This window comes from Sinorhizobium chiapasense, assembly GCF_045277575.1.
Lineage (GTDB): Bacteria > Pseudomonadota > Alphaproteobacteria > Rhizobiales > Rhizobiaceae > Ensifer > Ensifer chiapasense_A.
In genome coordinates this window covers 2,517,816-2,534,012 of record NZ_CP144205.1, presented here as the reverse complement: position 1 = coordinate 2,534,012, position 16,197 = coordinate 2,517,816, and the positions used below count along the sequence as shown (strand labels likewise).

The following is a 16,197-nucleotide window of genomic DNA, read 5'->3' as shown; positions in this document are numbered from 1 at the left end:
ACGACATGCGAATAACCAAAAACTAAAACGGCGGGCCGAAACGACCCGCCGTCCGTATCGACGATTTTTAGAGATCAGCCCTGGTGGCCGCGGCTGCCGCCGGCACCACGGCGCATGCCCTGGCCACCGTCGCGGCGCTCGCCGCCACCGCGGTTTTCGTTGCGGCCGCCATGGTTGCGGTCGCGCCGTTCGCCCTGCTTCTGGCCGGGGCGACCATGGTGCTTCTTGCCGTCGTGGTTGCGGTTGCCCTCGCCACGGCCGTCGTTCTGCGGATGGCCATGGTCGCGGCGCTCCTGCTTCTGCGGGCGGCGTTCGTCGCGCAGCAGGTCATCGCCGGTGAAGCCGCTGGTGACGGCAATCGGTTCGCCGGCCGGGCGTTCACGACGCGGGCGACCGCCGTTCTGGTGCTGGCCGCCGCCGTTGCCCTTGCGATGACCATTGCCATTGCCACGGCCGCCGCGGCCCTTGGCGGCGCGTGCCTGGTCGGCCGGCGCTTCACCGCTGGCAACCGCGATCGAGATGCCCATCAGCTTCTCGATGTCACGCAGCAGGCGGATTTCGTCGGGGGCGCAGAAGGCAATCGCGATGCCGTCGCGGCCGGCGCGGGCAGTACGGCCGATACGGTGAACATAGGCGTCGGGCACTTCCGGCAGATCGTAGTTGTAGACGTGGGTGACGCCGGGGATGTCGATGCCGCGGGCGGCAACGTCGGTTGCGACCAGCACGCGGATTTCGCCGTCACGGAACGCCTTCAGCGCGCGCTCGCGCTGGCCCTGGCTCTTGTTGCCATGGATCGAAGCGGCCTTGAAGCCCACGTGGTCGAGATGCTTCATCAGCTTCTCGGCGCCATGCTTGGTGCGGCTGAAGATCAGCGACAGGCCGTCCGGATTGTCGGTCAGCGACTGCTTGAGGATCTGCGTCTTCAGGTCCTTGCCGGGAACGAAGTGAACATACTGTTCGACCTTGTCGGCGGCCTTGCCCGGAGGCGTCACTTCGACCTTGACCGGGTTGGTCAGATACTCACCCGCGAGATCCGCGATCTGCTTCGGCATGGTGGCCGAGAACAGCAGCGTCTGGCGGTTCTTCGGCACGAGCTTGGAAATCTTGCGCAGGTCGTGGATGAAGCCGAGGTCGAGCATCTGGTCGGCTTCGTCGAGCACGAGATAGCGCCCTTGCGTCAGCGTCACGGCCTTGCGGGCGACGAGGTCGAGCAGGCGGCCCGGTGTTGCGACCAGGATATCGACGCCGCGGGCGAGCTGTTCGGTCTGCTTGTTGATCGAGACGCCACCGACAACGACGCCGATCTTCAGCGGAGACTTCTTGACGAAGAGCTTGAGGTTGGCAGCGATCTGGTTGACCAGTTCGCGGGTCGGGGCGAGCACGAGGGCGCGGATATTGCGAGGATCCGGGCGTCTGCCTTCGGCAACGAGCTTTTCGATCATCGGCAGGCCGAAGGCGGCCGTCTTGCCGGTGCCGGTCTGGGCGAGACCGATGAGATCGTTGCCCTTCAGCACCTGCGGAATGGCCTGCGCCTGGATCGGCGTCGGTTTTTCGAAGCCGTTGGCGGACAGGGTGTCCAGAATGTGCTGGGAGAGGCCGAGATCTTTAAAGGTGGACAAATGCATATACCTTTTGGGGGCGCCAAACGCATTCGCCGGAACCGCATCCTTGCTGTTCCGGTGTCGTTCGGCGTCAAGAACCCCGCGTGAATTGGGAACTTGTGGGTTAAAGAAAGTCGTCAAGCGCCTGTGCTGTGCCGCCTAGTGCGGCGATGGGTGCGCTATACCTTCTTCTCGGCTTTCAGTGGTTGCCGAGGGCGCGCTCACGCGGCGGCCGGAAGGTGACGCTGGGCACCATGTCGTTGGTTTGGACGAAAAAGTCAAGGTGCATCTTTTCGCAGGTGCGAAATGAGATCTACTCCAGCGCGAGATCAAAACCGGCTTCCGCCGCTTCCTGTCCGTTGACGAGGATGACGATGCGGTGCGTGCCGGCATAATAGCGGCGCGTCGTGATCGGCCGGATCGCATGGCGTTTCTCGATCTCGATCGAGCCGCCGGGCGCGAGCGTCGCCGATGTCCATTTGAAGACTTTGGGTGATGTCGAGCCGTTCGCCTTGCGATGGTGGACCGCGTAGTCGATCATCACCTTCTGGCTGGTCTGGGCCTGATGGCTGATCGCAAGGCGCAGGCCAAGGCTTTCGCCGAGCACGATTTCGGAGCGGTCGAGCGAGAGACGGGCATGAATGCGGCTCGGAGCGGCGAAGCCGAAATTCGAGAGCGCGGCCAAGTGCCCCTGCTTCAGGAGCGTGCGCGAGGCGTGGCGCAGAAGCTGGCGGCGCTCTGGCGACGCATTGCCGACGTGCTCGGCGACGAAAGCAGCCACCATGTCCGGGTGGTCCTTGGCGATGTCGTTGAGACTGTTGGCGACCGAGCGGCGCACATAGTCCTCGGGGTCGTCGAGGAGCGCCGTCAGGATCGGCAGGATCGGCTTCGGGTCGCGGATGAGTTTCGGCAGACGCATTGCCCAGGGCAGGCGCGGCCGCGTACCTTCGCTCGCCAGCCGCCGGACGTGATGGTTGGCGTCGCCGGTCCAGGTGCGGATCGTCGCCAGTGCGCGATCCTGGTCGTGATCGATGAAGACGCGAATGCCGAACTCGCCGGTGAAATGCGGCGTCAAGGCGCTCAGCAGCGATAGCGACAGATCGAAGTCCTCGAGACCGCGCAGGGCGACAAACTGGCTGACAGGCAGAAGCGCCCAGCCGCTGATGCCGGGAACGCCATCCCGGGGCAGGCAGGCTGCGAGAATCTCGGCGGCTCCGGCAAACGGCTGCGGCAAGGTCTCGACGAGCGCGTCGCGGATCTTGAGCGAACGCTGCATCAGTTCCAGCGCCTCGAGGCCGTCGCTTGCGAGCCGCAGGAATTTTCCCGATCGAAGGCGCTGGTGTCGCTGGCGATCCGGTCGGCAATGTCCGTGACGACGCCGGGGTGCAGCAGGTTCTTCAGTGGCTCGGCCATTGTCAGGCAGTCCTTCCCCTTGTTTCTCTGGCCCCTTGTTTCTCTGGCCCTCGTTCCTCTGGCCGCTCAGATCTTCTGGCCGTCGGTAAAATGCTGCACCAGCATCACCGCACTGATCGTTGCGGCATAAGGCGCAAACTCCGGATCGACCCGAACGCGTTCACCGGCGGATCGGGCGGCCTCCAGCGTCTCCCATTCGACCAGATCCGCAAACATTCCCGATGTCTCGCAGGAGTCGACCGCGCGCCAGGAGATGAAGCCGGGATAGCGGGAAACGGCTTGCATCGCCCGGTGGCGCGTGGCTGTCGCCGCGGGTTTGTCGAGGACGATGCAAACGGCAAGCTCAAGGATGTGGTCGCTGGTCATGTTCATGCTCCATGTCTGTTGGAGCTTGATTTAGCACAGGGCAACTGACAGCCTTATGGCCATAGTCGACGGTCGGATCCTTGTGCGTGTCGGGCGGTCGCTATAGCCCTTAAACGTGCGGCACGATGGCGAAGGAGGCAACGCATGAGACCTGCCGACCGGCTTTTTCGCATCATCCAGCTCATGCGCGCCACCGGGCGGGCGATGACGGCGCGTGAGATCGCCGAGAAAATGGAGGTCGCTCAGAGGACGATCTATCGCGACATGGAGCATCTGATCGCCTCGGGCGCTCCGATCGATGGCGAGCGCGGCGTCGGCTATCTGCTGCGCGGGGCCTTCGACGCGCCGCCGCTCGCCTTCACCTTCGAGCAGCTCGAAGCGCTGGCCTTCGGTGCCCGGGCCGTGCAGATGCTGGGCGACGGGCGGCTTGCCCAGTCGGCGCGCGAGGCGATGGAGAAGATCGCCCACGGTCTGCCGCCCGAACATCGGCAGCGGCTGACGGCGGCACCGCTTCGCGCCTTCCGCTCGGCACTCCAGCCGGAACCGCCGGCATTGCTCGGCGATCTCCGACAGGCGATCGCCGAGCGGCGCAAGCTTCGGCTCGCCTATGACAGCCTCAAGGACGAGCACTCCGAGCGTACCATCTGGCCGCTCGGCCTCAGCGTCTTCGGTCATAACTGGCTGCTCACCGGCTGGTGCGAGCTGAGGTCGGACTTCCGGGATTTCCGGGTCGACCGGATCAGTTCGCTTGAGGTCGAGCGCGAGCGCTACGAGGCGATGCCCGAGCGCAGCTTCGAAGCCTATCTTGCACGCATGTAGATGCAACCGCGGGCGCAAATAAGTGGCGCGGAAGGGGCCGCCTATGGAACCGAACCGAGCCTCGTGCGTTTCTTTAAAGGGCCTCTTCGGCCCAACACGATCCACACCTTTCACTGGGAGACAATCGTGCAGAACCGGACATGGATATTGGTCGCGGACGGCAATACCGCGCGCATCGTCAAGGGCGTTAATCTCTTGAAAGAGTGCCGCCAGCGACCGGAGGAGGAAACCTTTCACACCGAACCCAAGCGCGTGCAGGACATCATGGCCGACAAGCCGGGCCGGTCGCACACTTCGGTCGGATACGGACGATCCGCAATGGAATACAAGAGCGATCCCGTTCGCGAGGAGCAGCAACGCTTCGTTGCCGACGTGGCTGAAAAACTGGAGAGCTACGCCGCCGACCATGCTTTCGACAGCCTGGTGATCTGCGCGGCTCCAAGGACCCTCGGCGATCTCAGGAAGCACCTCTCCGCGCACGTCCGGGAGCGGACGGTCGCCGAGATCGACCGCAATTGCGTCGCTGCAACCACGGAGCAACTGATCGCGACAGCGCGGGCCGCAGTGTTCCCCTAAGCCGGACGAGGCTGCGTTTTCGCAAGGTTCACTGCATCTCCTGGGGCGTCCCGTCAGAAGTCCGTCGGGACGCCGCCTTCTGCCTTGCGCTTGGCGACAAAGGCATCGAGCTCCTCCTCGATCGCGGGGTCGAGGGGCGGCCGCTCGTATTCGTTGAGCTTCTGCTTGAAGATCCGGTTGGCGTGGTCGTAGGTCGTCGGTCGCCCGGCTTCGGTCCAGGTCTCGAAATTGCGCCAGTCGGAAAGGATGGGCGAATAGAAGGCCGTTTCGTAGCGCTGCAGCGTGTGCAACGTACCGAAGTAGTGGCCACCGGGGCCGACGTCGCGCACGGCATCGAGGCCGAGCGCATCCTCGCTGATATCGAGCGGCGCCAGATATTCCGCCACCATCTGCAGCATGTCGATGTCGAGGATGAACTTCTCGAAGGAGGCCGTGAGCCCGCCTTCGGTCCAGCCGGCGGCATGCATGACGAAATTGCCGCCCCCTTGCGTCAGCGCCCAGAGCGACATCGCCGACTCGTAAGCCGCCTGGGCATCGAGCGTATTGGCGGCATTGGTGTTCGAGGTGCGGTAGGGGATGTTGTATTTGCGCGCGAGTTGGCCGCCGGCGATCACCGCCTTCATGTATTCCGGCGTGCCGAAGGCCGGCGCGCCGGTCTTCATGTCGACATTCGAGGTAAAGCCGCCATACATCACGGGCGCGCCGCGCCGGACCATCTGGGTGAAGGCGATGCCGCAGAGCGCCTCGGCATTCTGTTGCACCAGGGCTCCGGCGATCGTCACGGGAGCCATGGCGCCGGCCAGCGTAAAGGGCGTGACCACCACCACCTGATTGCGCGAGGACATCTCGATGATTCCTTGCAGCATCGGCCCGTCGAGGCGCAGCGGCGAGGAGGTGTTGATGATGGTGAAGAGCGAAGGCTCGCGCTCCATCTGCTCCATGGAAATGCCGCGGCCGATGCGGGCGATCTCGATGCCGTCGGTGTTGCGCTGCCGCCCGAGCGAATAAACGTGGAAGACCTTGTCCGTCAGCTTCACCATGTCGGAGAGGCAATCGAGGTGGCGCACGGACGCGTGCAGGTCCACGGGCTCGACGGGATAGCCGCCGGTCGTGTGGACGATGTCGTAGGACTGGGCGAGCTTCACCAGCTTGCGGAAATCTTCGTGGTTGCCGGTGCGGCGGCCGCCGTCACGATCGGCGACGAAAGGCGCGCTGGCGATCTGGGCGAAGACGAGATTGTTGCCGCCGATCGCGACGTTGCGCGCCGGGTTGCGGGCATGCATGGTGAAGGAGGAGGGCGCTGACGCGACCATCTCCATGATCAGGCCGCGGTCGAAGCGCACCCGGTCGGTGCCGGGCGTCACATCGGCGCCGGCAGCCTTCATCCGGTCGCGCGCTTCCGGCAGGATGATGTCCATGCCGATCTCTTCGAGAATGGTCAGCGACGCGTCATGGATCGCCTCGAGCGCATCTTCCGAAAGGACCGCCGATTTGCTCAACGTATTGACGAGATTGAGATATTTTCCGCCTGCGGACTTGCGAGCCCGTTCCGCCCCGCGGCCGCCCGGCCGGCGTCGCCGCTCCAGCGGCGTCGAGGCCGCATCGCCCGTTGCTGCATCGGGAAACTGATCGTTGTTCATGAAAGTCCCACCGCGTTGCCGATGGGTGTGTGTCGCAGATTCCCGGTGGCGATGGCCCGCCATTTGCGACAGTTCAGTTCTCTTGTGGAGTAAATCGTTCCCGCTGACGCATTTTCGCAGCGCGATGGCGCAACCGTTCAAGACACATCGAAATCGGGTCGGTGCGCCTAGGGGCGGTCGCCGCGCAGCATCTCGCGCTTGCCGGCAAAACCCTTGCGCTTCTCGACGACGAAGCCGGCAGCCTGGAGATTGCGGCGGACGAAGCCGGCGGCCGCGTAAGTCGCGAAGCTGCCGCCTGACGCCGTCTTTTCGAAGACGAGCCGCATCAGCTCTTCCGACCACATGTCGGGATTGCGCGAGGGGGCGAAGCCGTCGAGATACCAGGCGTTGAACGGATCCTGAGCCCGGGCAACGCCTTCGAGCGCCGGGCCGCAGACGACGGTGAGGGCGACCCCGTCGCCAAAGTCGATGTGGACGTCACCGTCGGGGCTTGCCGGCCAGCGGGAGACCAGGGCCTGCCGCTCCGCGTCGATCTCGGGCCAATGGCTCAACGCGCGGGAAATCTCGTCGGCGGCCATGGGAAATCGCTCGAACGAGACGAAATGCAGACGGTCGCCGGCGGTCGCGGTCATCTTCCACTGGCGCCATGTCTCGCAGAAATTGAGCCCGGTGCCGAAGCCCAGTTCGCCGATGCGGAAGGTGCCCGCACCGACCCAGCGATGCGGCAGGCCATTGCCGGAAAGGAAGACGTGGCCGCATTCCAGCCGGCCATCGGTGCGGCAATAAAAGTGATCGCCAAACTCCCGGGAATAGGGCATATCGCCCTCGTGCCAATCGAGGTTTTGGTGCGCCGGGGGCTCGAACGGGTCTGCGGATCCTGTCATGGCGAAGGCGATAATCCGCCGGCCGGAGAAGGTCAATCGATGAGCGAGCTTTTGGTCGTCGGCGGCGGCGTCATGGGGCTGTGGGCCGCCCTTTCCGCCGCGCGCAAGGGCATGGAAGTGCGGCTGGTCGAGCAGCAGGCGATCGGCGCCGGCGCGAGCGGCGGCCTCTTGGGCGCGCTCATGCCGCATATGCCCGACCGCTGGAACGCCAAGAAGCAATTCCAGTTCGATGCGCTGGTGTCGCTCGAAGAGGAGATCGCGCAGCTCGAAGCCGAGGCCGGGATGTCGACCGGCTATCGGCGCACCGGGCGGCTGATGCCGCTCGCCAGGCCGCATCTGCGCGCCATCGCGCTCCGGCACGAGCAGGACGCGAAACAGCAATGGCACGCGGGCGACCGGCAATTCTTCTGGCATGTCCAGGAGGGCGGGCCAGAGGGTTGGCCGGCCGGGGAGGCAACGGTGCACGGCGTCGTTTTCGATACGCTGGCCGCGCGGGTGTCGCCGCGTCGAACGCTGTCGGCCCTGCGTGCCGCCCTGTCGCAGTTCTCCAATGTTCAGATCGACGAAGGCTCAGGCGTGCGCGCCATTCTCCCGGCGCATCGCCGGGTCGAACTCGACGGCGGCAGCCATCTCGGCTTCGACCATTGCATCATCGGTGCCGGCATCGGCAGTTTCCCGCTGATCGATGCGGTGTCAGGCCCGCTGAAAGCGACAAGCGGCACCGCGGTCAAGGGACAGGCAGCGCTCTTGAAGGCGAACGTCGATCCCGGGTTGCCGGTTATCTTCACCGACGGCGTCTATATCATCGCTCACGACGACGGCCATGTGGCGGTGGGCAGCACCAGCGAAAACAGCTTTGCCGATCCATTGTCCACGGATGAACAGCTCGACGATCTGTTGCGGCGCGCCATCCTCCTGGCGCCGCGTCTGGCGGATGCGCCGGTGGTCGAGCGCTGGGCGGGGCTCAGGCCAAAGTCGGCGGGGCGTGAGCCCATCGTCGGACGGCATCCTGACCATTCGAACATTTCCGTGCTGACCGGCGGCTTCAAGGTCAGCTTCGGCATCGCGCACCGCCTCGCGCGATTTGTCGTCGACGAGATCGCCGGCATTCCGACGATCGACATTCCCGAATCCTTCCTCTGCCGGAATCACTTGGAGGCGCTTCGCGAGGAGCATCTTTAGGGCTGGATCGAGGAAGGCCCCGGATGATGACGCGCTCGATCGATCCGATATGCTTGTTGTCGGGGCCATAAACCTTCGTGCCTTCAACCTTGTCGCTCGCGATCACGTCATGGGTTTCCCTTCCGGGCATCCTGCAGGTTTGCGTTGTGGCGTCGGGCGGTTTTGCCCGGTCACTTCGTCAATCTGTCACGCAAATCACCTAAGACGCGGCCAATGGATCATCATGATCTATTCTCATGAGTTTGGGCGGGATGCGGGCGGAAATCGCATGTGTTTTCCTCATCCGCTCAAGGACAACCGGAGCCACCATGCGCTACGCCATTTGTTTCACACCGCCGATGGCCGACCCGCTTTCCGCCGTTGCCGCAAGCTGGCTCGGGCGCAACGTCTATTCCGGCGAGCCGACGGAGCTGCCTTCGGTTGCCGGCCTGAGCTCTGCCGACATCGCCTACCACACGGCCGTGCCGCGCCGTTTCGGTTTCCATGCGATGATGATGTCGCCGTTTCGACTGCACCCGGACATGACGGAATCGCAGCTCCTGAAGGCGCTCATGCACTTTGCCGGCGCGCAGACGCCGTTCGAAATCGACCGGCTGGAGGTCGCCCGCATCGGTTGGTGCTTCGGCCTGATGCCGCAGGTGCCGAGCACTGCCATGCATCTGCTGGCAGCCAATGTCGTGCAGGAGTTCAACGCCTTTCGCGCACCGCTCAGCGAAGACGAGATCGAGCGTTCCGATCCGGACCGGCTGACCGCGTCGCAATTCTCCAATCTGCACCGCTGGGGTGCGCCTCACGTCATGGACGAGTATCGCTTCCATATGCTGCTCACGGGCCCGCTCGCCCCGGACGCGCTGCCTCAGGTCGAGGCGCCGCTTCGCGGCCTGTTCGAACCGCACCTGGCGACACCGCTTGCCATCGGCAGCCTCGCTCTCTTCGTCGAGCCGGAGACCGGCGCACCCCTGCGTGTGCATTCGCAGCATCCGCTCGGCAAGATCTCCACCAATGCACGCACCGAGCGCGCCAAACGCGTTGCCGCCGATCCCTCCCTTGGTCCGGGATCGATCCGGCCCTTGCCGCTCATCGTTGCGGCCTTGATGGCGCAGCGTTAGCAAGCGCGCGGTTCTCCACCTTCCTCTCCCTCCGACATCGCCGCCAGCGCTCTCCACGGGTAGATTTCGGTATCGACAATCCGGCCGGCGGTGATACCGTTCTGGAAAAATCGAAGGGTGATTTCATGTCTGAGACGAAGTATCCACGCGACCTCGTTGGCTACGGCCGCAATCCGCCGAAGGCAAACTGGCCGGGCGATGCGCGTATTGCCGTGCAGTTCGTGCTGAACTACGAGGAGGGCGGCGAAAGCTGCATCCTCGATGGCGACCCGGCGTCCGAATGTCTGCTGTCCGAGATCGTCGGCGCACAGCCCTGGCACGGCCAGCGCAACCTCAACATGGAATCGATCTACGAATATGGCGCCCGTTCCGGCTTTTGGCGGCTGTGGCGCATGTTCACGAGCCGCAACGTGCCGCTAACCGTCTATGGCGTGACGCTTGCCATGGCGCGCAACCCGGAGGCGGTTGCGGCCATGAAGGAAGCCGGTTGGGAGATCGCCAGCCACGGCCTGCGCTGGCTGGAATACAAGGACTTCCCGGAAGAGGTCGAACGCGAGCATATCCGCGAGGTCGTGCGCCTGCATACGGAGGTGACCGGCGAGCGCCCGCTCGGCATCTACCAGGGCAAGCCCTCGGCCAACACGCTGAAACTGGTGCTGGAAGAGGGTGGGTTCCTCTATTCCTGCGATTCCTATGCCGACGAGTTGCCCTATTGGGTGCCGGGTCTGCCGGCCGACAAGCCGCACCTGATCATTCCCTACACGCTTGATGCCAACGACATGCGCTTTGCCACCAATCAGGGCTTCAACTCCGGCGACCAGTTCTTCACCTATCTCAAGGACACCTTCGACGTGCTCTATGAGGAAGGCCGCCAGGGCGATGCCAAGTTGATGAATATCGGCCTGCATTGCCGGCTTGTCGGTCGCCCCGGCCGGGCCGCCGCGCTCGCCCGCTTCATCGATTACGTCATGTCGCACGACAAGGTCTGGGTGCCCAGGCGCATCGACATCGCCCGCCATTGGTACCAGCACCACAAGCCGGAAGGGGCGCTTTGATGTCCGACCGCGACGCCTTCGTCGCTCGTTTCGGGGGTGTGTTCGAGCATTCGCCCTGGGTGGCCGAACGCGCCTTCGATCGCGCCGCGGCGACGGGTCTGACGGCGGGCAACGTGCATTCGGCGCTCTGCCAGGCGTTTCGTGCGGCGCTGCCGCGCGAAAAGCTGGAGGTCTTGCGCGCCCATCCCGATCTTGCCGGCAAGCTGGCGATCGCGGGCAAGCTGACGGCGGACTCGACGGCGGAGCAGGCGTCTGCCGGCCTCGACCGGCTGACGCCCGAGGAGCATCAGCGCTTCACCGTGCTCAACGACGCCTATACGCGGAAATTCGGATTTCCCTTCATCATCGCGGTGAAGGGGCTCACCAAGGGCCAGATTCTCGCCTCCTTCGAAAGCCGCATTGACAATTCGCCCGAAGAGGAATTTGAAACCGCTTGCGCGCAGGTGGAAAAAATCGCCCGCCTGCGACTGCAGTCGATGCTTCCTGGAGACGAAAATGCCTGACAAAACCGTTCGATACGCGCTCTCACGCACTGGGGAGGCCGTCGAACTGGAGCTGATATCCGCAAGTGCGGCCCCCTCTCGTGAGGCCAAGGTCTGATGTCGCGCCTGCTTGAGATCGAGCCGCTGACGCGCGACGCCTTTGCGCCCTTCGGAACCATCATCGAAGCGGATCCGGCGACGATGCGCTACATCAACGGCGGCAACACGGAACGCTTTCACGGGCTGGCGCGCGCCGATGTGGTCGGCGACGGCGCCAATGTCATCATCAACATCTTCCGTGGCCAGCCGCGCGCGTTTCCCTATGCCGTGACCATGATGGAGCGCCATCCGCTCGGTAGCCAGAGCTTCTCGCCGCTCGACGACCGCCCCTGGCTCGTCGTTGTCGCCGAAGACGAGGACGGGCGTCCGGGCACGCCGAGGGTATTCCAGGCAAGCGGTCGGCAGGGCGTCAACTATGGCCGCAATGTCTGGCATCATCCGCTGATGGCGGTCGGCGCCGTCAGCGAGTTCCTGATCGTCGATCGCGAAGGGCCAGGCAACAATCTGGAAGAATATTTCTACGACGAGCCTTTTGTCATTCCGAGCCCAGTCTAGCGGGTCGGACGCCCGCGCCAGCAGAAAGAGGATGCCATGAGCAGCACCGGCCGCCTGACGACCCATGTTCTCGACACCGCACTCGGCAAGCCGGCCGAAGGTCTGCGCATCGATCTCTACTGGCTCGAGGGCGAGGAACGGCAACTGATCCGCACCGTCCATACCAACAGCGACGGCCGAGTCGACGGGCCGATGGTCGAAGGCATAGGCTTCATGGCCGGCCATTACGAACTGGTCTTCCATGCGGGTGACTATCTGCGTCGCACCGGTGTGACGCTGCCGGAGCCGGCCTTCCTCGACCGCATCCCCTTGCGCTTCGGCATTGCCGATCCGGCCAGCCACTATCACGTGCCGCTGTTGCTCTCGCCCTACGGTTACTCGACCTATCGCGGGAGTTGAGGGCTTAACGCGCTTCCTGGCCGCTCGTCCGTTACTTGGCGAGAGGCTCATCACACTCTCCCTCATCCTCGCCCTTGTGGCGGGGATCCAGCGACCCGACGTCCGTCGGGTCGAAGAACCTCTTCAGCCCAAGAACTTGGGCTGGCTGGATCCCTGTGACGAGCACAGGGAAGAGGGAGGTCTGGGAAGTGGCTAGGGCACAGCGACCTGACGTCGCGCCCGCGTCTCAATCCGCCAGGATGCTGCGGTCGACGTCGTTGATGTTGCGCTTGCCGCAGAGCGCCATGGTGATGTCCATCTCCTTGCGGATGATTTCCAGCGCCTTGGTCACGCCCTCCTTGCCCATGGCGCCGAGGCCATAGAGGAAGGGGCGGCCGATATAGGTGCCCTTGGCGCCCATGGCGACGGCCTTCAGAACGTCCTGGCCGGAGCGGATGCCACCGTCGATATGCACCTCGATCTGGTGGCCGACCGCATCGACGATGCGCGGCAGCATGCTGATCGACGAATGAGCGCCGTCGAGCTGGCGGCCGCCATGGTTGGAAACGATGATCGCGTCGGCGCCGGTCGCGGCTGCCATCTTGGCGTCTTCGGGGTCAAGAATGCCCTTGAGGATCAGCGGCCCGCCCCAGCGCTCCTTGATCCATTCCACATCCTTCCAGGAGAGCTGCGGATCGAACTGTTCCGCCGTCCAGGCGCCGAGCGAGGAAAGGTCGGTGACGCTCTTGGCGTGGCCGACGATGTTGCGGAAGGTGCGGCGCTTGGTGCCGAGCATCTTCATGCACCAGCCGGGGCGCGTCGCCATCTGCCAGAGGTGCTTGGGCGTCATCTTCGGCGGTGCGGAGAGGCCGTTGCGCAGGTCCTTGTGACGCTGGCCGAGGATCTGCAGGTCGAGCGTCAGCACCAGTGCCGAGCACTTCGCTGCCTTGGCGCGGTCGATCAGGTTCAGCACGAATTCGCGCTCGCGCATCACGTAGAGCTGGAACCAGAAGGGCTTGGTGGTGACCGAGGCGACGTCCTCGATCGAGCAGATGCTCATGGTCGAGAGCGTGAAGGGGACGCCGAAGGCTTCGGCGGCCTGGGCCGCCAGCATCTCTCCGTCGGCGTGCTGCATGCCGGTGAGGCCGGTCGGGGCGAGCGCCACCGGCATCGAGACCTTCTGGCCGATCATCGTCGTTTCCAGCGAACGGTTGGTCATGTCGACCAGCACCCGCTGGCGCAGCTTCACCTTGGCGAAATCCTCCTCATTGGCGCGATAGGTGCCTTCGGTCCAGGCGCCGCTGTCGGCATAGTCGAAGAAGAGCTTCGGCACGCGGCGCTTGGCAAGAGCCTTGAGGTCGCTGATTTCGAGGATTTGCGTCATGGAAACGGCCTTCATCCAAGGGAGATTGACGAGCCATTATCATGTTTGCCGGAGGCTTGTTAATAGCCAGAAAGCGGAGAGGTCAATTTTCTTGACCTCTCCGCACTTGGCGGGTCACGCGGCGGCGAGCGCCGATTTCGCCGGCTTGCCGGCGACATAGGTTTCGACGATCGCGCGGTCGTCGCCCATGGTCTGCAGCAGGAAGAGTTCGTCGGTCAGTGAATTGACCACTTCGGCCCGGAGCGCCATGGCCGGCGTCGCCGCCATGTCGAGCACGATGAAATCGGCATCGGTGCCGGCCTCCAGCGTGCCGATCCTGTCGACGAGCGAGAGTGCCTCGGCGTTGCCGCGGGTCATCATGAAGAAGCTGTCGAAGGGGTTCAGCCGCTCGCCCTGCAACTGCAGGATCTTGTAGGCCTCGTCGAGCGTCTTCAGCATGGAATAGCTGGTGCCGCCACCGATGTCGGAGGCGACCGAGGTGCGCACCGGCTTGTCGCGACGGGTGAGTGCGCGCAGCGGAAAGAGACCGGAGCCGAGGAAGAGGTTGGAGGTCGGGCAGAAGACGGCGACCGAACCGGTCTCGCTCATCGCATCCGCCTCGCGCTCCGAGAGATGGATGCAATGGCCGAACAGGCTTTTCGGCCCGAGCAGGCCATAGCGGGCGTAGACGTCGGTATAGTCCTTGGCTTCGGGATAGAGCTCGCAGGTAAAGGCGATCTCGTCGCGGTTTTCCGAAAGATGGGTCTGCACGTGCAGGTCGGGGAACTCGCGCACCAGCGACTTGGCGACGTCCATCTGTTCCGGTGTCGAGGTGATGGCGAAGCGCGGCGTGATGGCCACGTGGTTGCGGCCCTTGCCGTGCCATTCGCGGATCACCGCGCGGGTTTCGTCGTAGCTCATCTCAGGCGTGTCGAGCAGTCCTTGCGGCGCGTTGCGGTCCATCATCACCTTGCCGGCGACCATGCGCATGTCGCGACGGAGCGCCTCGGCGAAGAAGGCATCGGCGGAGGCCTTGTGCACCGAGCAATAGGCGGTCGCCGTCGTCGTTCCGTGACGCACCATCTCGTCGAAGAAGCGGGTCGCAATGCGTTCGGCATGGGCGGTTTCGACGAAGCGGCATTCCTCCGGGAAGGTGTAGGTGTTCAGCCACTCCAGCAGATTGGCGGCATAGGAGGCCATCACCTGCATCTGCGGGAAATGCAGGTGCGTATCGATGAAACCGGGCACGATCAGGTGCGGGCGGTGATCGATTTCCGCCACACCCTCAGGAGCGCCTGCCTTGATGGCGGCATAGGTGCCGCTGGCAATGATCTGCCCACCTTCGACCAGCAGTGCGCCGTCGCTCTCGTAGCTATAGGCGGCGCTGTCGTCGATCGACGTTGGCGCGCGATGGAAGCTTAAGAGTCGGCCCCGGATGAGGGTGGTTGTCATTGTGTCCTGCCTTCCTCGACGGCACCTTCGAACCAGGCTGTCAGAAGCTGGCGCTCGTCCGTCGTCATGTCTGTCACGTTGCCGGGCGGCATCGCGTGGCTGCGCCCGGCCTGGATATAGATTTCACGGGCATGGGCGGCAATCTCCGCGTCGCTTTCCAGCACAACGCCCTTCGGCGCCCGGGTGATGCCCTCATAAACCGGTTCGGCGGCGTGGCACATGGAACAGCGGGTCGAGACCGTGTCCTTGACGGCGGGGAAGTGGGCGTTCGCGGCAAAGCGGGCGAAGGCCGGCGCCACTTCCGCCTTCTCGCCGCCGCTCAGAACCTTCGGCACGGTCGAAAGCCACATGATCAGGACGAAGATCAGCGCGGTGGCGAGCCAGGTCCAGGTTGGCGTGCCCTTGCGGGCGTGGGTGGTGTTGAACCAGTGGCGGATGGTGACGCCCATCAGGAAGACCAGCGCCGCGATGATCCAGTTGAACGCCGTCGCAAACGCCAGTGGGTAGTGGTTCGACAGCATGAAGAAGATGACGGGGAGCGTCAGGTAGTTGTTGTGGAGCGAACGCTGCTTGGCTTGCGCTCCGAGCTTCGGATCCGGCGTGCGGCCGGCGATCAAATCCGCGACGACGATCTTCTGGTTGGGAATGATGATGAAGAAGACGTTGGCCGACATGATCGTGGCGGTGAAGGCGCCGAGATGCAGGAAGGCGGCGCGGCCGGTGAAGAGCTGGGTATAGCCCCAGGCCATGGCAACGAGCGCGACATAGAGCAGCGCCATCAGCCCCCAGGTGTTCCGGCCAACCGGCGATTTGCACAGGAGATCGTAGAACAGCCAGCCGACGCCGAGCGAGGCGAGCGAGATCAGGATCGCGGTCGTTGCGGAAATATCGAGCACATGGCGGTCGATAAGGAAGAGATCGGCGCCGCCGTAATAGACGACACAGAGCATGGCGAAGCCCGAGAGCCACGTCATGTAGGATTCCCATTTGAACCAGGTGAGATGCTCCGGCATCGTGGCCGGCGCCACCAGGTATTTCTGGATGTGGTAGAAGCCGCCGCCGTGGACCTGCCATTCCTCGCCATAGGCGCCGACGGGCAGGTGATCGCGCTTCATCAGGCCGAGGTCGAGCGCGATGAAATAGAAGGATGAGCCGATCCAGGCGATGGCCGTGATCACGTGCAGCCAGCGCACGGCAAAGGCCAGCCATTCCCAGGCAATGGCGAACTCGTACATTCAGATCCCCTTTTGTCTCCGCTCTAG

General features: G+C 64.1%; 15 protein-coding genes and 2 pseudogenes. 8 read left to right on the top strand and 9 right to left on the bottom strand.

The genetic code is table 11. The features are described 5' to 3' along the window. Positions 1-74: 74 nt before the first annotated feature. The 3 genes and pseudogenes from QM996_RS12285 to QM996_RS12275 form a co-directional block, all read right to left on the bottom strand. On the bottom strand, positions 75-1,619 hold the full coding sequence (locus QM996_RS12285; protein ID WP_500267721.1) for a DEAD/DEAH box helicase: 1,545 nt from the start codon (positions 1,617-1,619) through the stop codon (positions 75-77). A gap of 295 nt (positions 1,620-1,914) precedes the next feature. Further along, positions 1,915-3,014: pseudogene (locus tag QM996_RS12280) on the bottom strand (DNA alkylation repair protein). 66 nt (positions 3,015-3,080) lie between these two features. Continuing rightward, a complete protein-coding gene (locus QM996_RS12275) occupies positions 3,081-3,380 on the bottom strand; it encodes a hypothetical protein (protein WP_173517482.1) in 300 nt (99 codons plus the stop codon). A 144-nt stretch (positions 3,381-3,524) separates the two neighbouring features. On the opposite strand from QM996_RS12275, the gene QM996_RS12270 reads away from it, so the two are divergent. Together QM996_RS12270 and QM996_RS12265 are read left to right on the top strand one after the other, a co-directional pair. Continuing rightward, positions 3,525-4,199 (top strand): helix-turn-helix transcriptional regulator, encoded by a 675-nt coding sequence (locus tag QM996_RS12270; RefSeq protein WP_500267720.1) that lies wholly within the window; start codon positions 3,525-3,527, stop codon positions 4,197-4,199. 126 nt (positions 4,200-4,325) lie between these two features. Further along, complete coding sequence (locus QM996_RS12265; protein WP_500267719.1) at positions 4,326-4,775, top strand: host attachment protein; 450 nt, start codon at positions 4,326-4,328, stop codon at positions 4,773-4,775. Positions 4,776-4,828: 53 nt separating this feature from the next. On the opposite strand, the gene QM996_RS12260 is transcribed toward QM996_RS12265, so the two are convergent. Both QM996_RS12260 and mnmC2 read right to left on the bottom strand, forming a co-directional pair. Next, positions 4,829-6,415 (bottom strand): trimethylamine methyltransferase family protein, encoded by a 1,587-nt coding sequence (locus tag QM996_RS12260; RefSeq protein ID WP_500267718.1) that lies wholly within the window; start codon positions 6,413-6,415, stop codon positions 4,829-4,831. Between the two features lie 167 nt (positions 6,416-6,582). Then, positions 6,583-7,299 (bottom strand): tRNA (5-methylaminomethyl-2-thiouridine)(34)-methyltransferase MnmD, encoded by a 717-nt coding sequence (gene mnmC2, locus QM996_RS12255; protein ID WP_500267717.1) that lies wholly within the window; start codon positions 7,297-7,299, stop codon positions 6,583-6,585. 39 nt (positions 7,300-7,338) lie between these two features. On the opposite strand from mnmC2, the gene QM996_RS12250 reads away from it, so the two are divergent. Continuing rightward, complete coding sequence (locus QM996_RS12250; protein WP_500267716.1) at positions 7,339-8,481, top strand: NAD(P)/FAD-dependent oxidoreductase; 1,143 nt, start codon at positions 7,339-7,341, stop codon at positions 8,479-8,481. A gap of 22 nt (positions 8,482-8,503) precedes the next feature. On the opposite strand, the pseudogene QM996_RS12245 reads toward QM996_RS12250, so the two are convergent. Next, positions 8,504-8,611: pseudogene (locus QM996_RS12245) on the bottom strand (PRC-barrel domain-containing protein); the annotation flags it as partial. 178 nt (positions 8,612-8,789) lie between these two features. Between QM996_RS12245 and QM996_RS12240 the strand changes: the two are divergent. The 5 genes from QM996_RS12240 (at position 8,790) to uraH (ending at position 12,141) form a co-directional block, all read left to right on the top strand. Beyond that, on the top strand, positions 8,790-9,590 hold the full coding sequence (locus tag QM996_RS12240) for a DUF1045 domain-containing protein (protein WP_500267715.1): 801 nt from the start codon (positions 8,790-8,792) through the stop codon (positions 9,588-9,590). Positions 9,591-9,715: 125 nt separating this feature from the next. Beyond that, entirely contained in the window at positions 9,716-10,645 is a 930-nt protein-coding gene (gene puuE / locus QM996_RS12235; RefSeq protein WP_500267714.1) for a polysaccharide deacetylase family protein, read from the top strand. Then, positions 10,645-11,148 carry a 2-oxo-4-hydroxy-4-carboxy-5-ureidoimidazoline decarboxylase gene (gene uraD, locus QM996_RS12230; protein ID WP_500267713.1) on the top strand — a complete coding sequence of 168 codons (504 nt, stop codon included), beginning with the start codon at positions 10,645-10,647 and terminating at the stop codon, positions 11,146-11,148. Before puuE ends, uraD begins: the two co-directional genes overlap by 1 nt. 96 nt (positions 11,149-11,244) lie before the next feature. After that, the gene (locus tag QM996_RS12225; RefSeq protein ID WP_500267712.1) at positions 11,245-11,742 is read left to right on the top strand and encodes an ureidoglycolate lyase; all 498 of its coding nucleotides are present in this window, start codon (positions 11,245-11,247) and stop codon (positions 11,740-11,742) included. Between the two features lie 36 nt (positions 11,743-11,778). Further along, positions 11,779-12,141, top strand: coding sequence for a hydroxyisourate hydrolase (uraH, locus tag QM996_RS12220; RefSeq protein ID WP_500267711.1), 363 nt, complete (start codon positions 11,779-11,781; stop codon positions 12,139-12,141). Between the two features lie 226 nt (positions 12,142-12,367). Here uraH and QM996_RS12215 read toward each other — a convergent pair whose 3' ends face one another. From QM996_RS12215 to QM996_RS12205, 3 genes are all read right to left on the bottom strand, one after another. Further along, the gene (locus QM996_RS12215; protein WP_500267710.1) at positions 12,368-13,504 is read right to left on the bottom strand and encodes an alpha-hydroxy acid oxidase; all 1,137 of its coding nucleotides are present in this window, start codon (positions 13,502-13,504) and stop codon (positions 12,368-12,370) included. 114 nt (positions 13,505-13,618) lie between these two features. Further along, on the bottom strand, positions 13,619-14,935 hold the full coding sequence (guaD, locus tag QM996_RS12210) for a guanine deaminase (RefSeq protein WP_500267709.1): 1,317 nt from the start codon (positions 14,933-14,935) through the stop codon (positions 13,619-13,621). Further along, positions 14,932-16,170: a urate hydroxylase PuuD gene (locus QM996_RS12205; protein ID WP_500267708.1), complete on the bottom strand. Its 1,239-nt coding sequence runs from the start codon at positions 16,168-16,170 to the stop codon at positions 14,932-14,934. Before QM996_RS12205 ends, guaD begins: the two co-directional genes overlap by 4 nt. Positions 16,171-16,197: the final 27 nt, after the last annotated feature.

Bases quoted from the DNA above. Each gene is read 5' to 3' on its own strand.
- QM996_RS12275 (WP_173517482.1), bottom strand. From the start codon at position 3,380: ATGACCAGCGACCACATCCTTGAGCTTGCCGTTTGCATCGTCCTCGAC.
- QM996_RS12270 (WP_500267720.1), top strand. From the start codon at position 3,525: ATGAGACCTGCCGACCGGCTTTTTCGCATCATCCAGCTCATGCGCGCC.
- QM996_RS12260 (WP_500267718.1), bottom strand. From the start codon at position 6,415: ATGAACAACGATCAGTTTCCCGATGCAGCAACGGGCGATGCGGCCTCG.
- mnmC2 (WP_500267717.1), bottom strand. From the start codon at position 7,299: ATGACAGGATCCGCAGACCCGTTCGAGCCCCCGGCGCACCAAAACCTC.
- QM996_RS12250 (WP_500267716.1), top strand. From the start codon at position 7,339: ATGAGCGAGCTTTTGGTCGTCGGCGGCGGCGTCATGGGGCTGTGGGCC.
- QM996_RS12240 (WP_500267715.1), top strand. From the start codon at position 8,790: ATGCGCTACGCCATTTGTTTCACACCGCCGATGGCCGACCCGCTTTCC.
- puuE (WP_500267714.1), top strand. From the start codon at position 9,716: ATGTCTGAGACGAAGTATCCACGCGACCTCGTTGGCTACGGCCGCAAT.
- uraD (WP_500267713.1), top strand. From the start codon at position 10,645: ATGTCCGACCGCGACGCCTTCGTCGCTCGTTTCGGGGGTGTGTTCGAG.
- QM996_RS12225 (WP_500267712.1), top strand. From the start codon at position 11,245: ATGTCGCGCCTGCTTGAGATCGAGCCGCTGACGCGCGACGCCTTTGCG.
- uraH (WP_500267711.1), top strand. From the start codon at position 11,779: ATGAGCAGCACCGGCCGCCTGACGACCCATGTTCTCGACACCGCACTC.
- QM996_RS12215 (WP_500267710.1), bottom strand. From the start codon at position 13,504: ATGACGCAAATCCTCGAAATCAGCGACCTCAAGGCTCTTGCCAAGCGC.
- guaD (WP_500267709.1), bottom strand. From the start codon at position 14,935: ATGACAACCACCCTCATCCGGGGCCGACTCTTAAGCTTCCATCGCGCG.
- QM996_RS12205 (WP_500267708.1), bottom strand. From the start codon at position 16,170: ATGTACGAGTTCGCCATTGCCTGGGAATGGCTGGCCTTTGCCGTGCGC.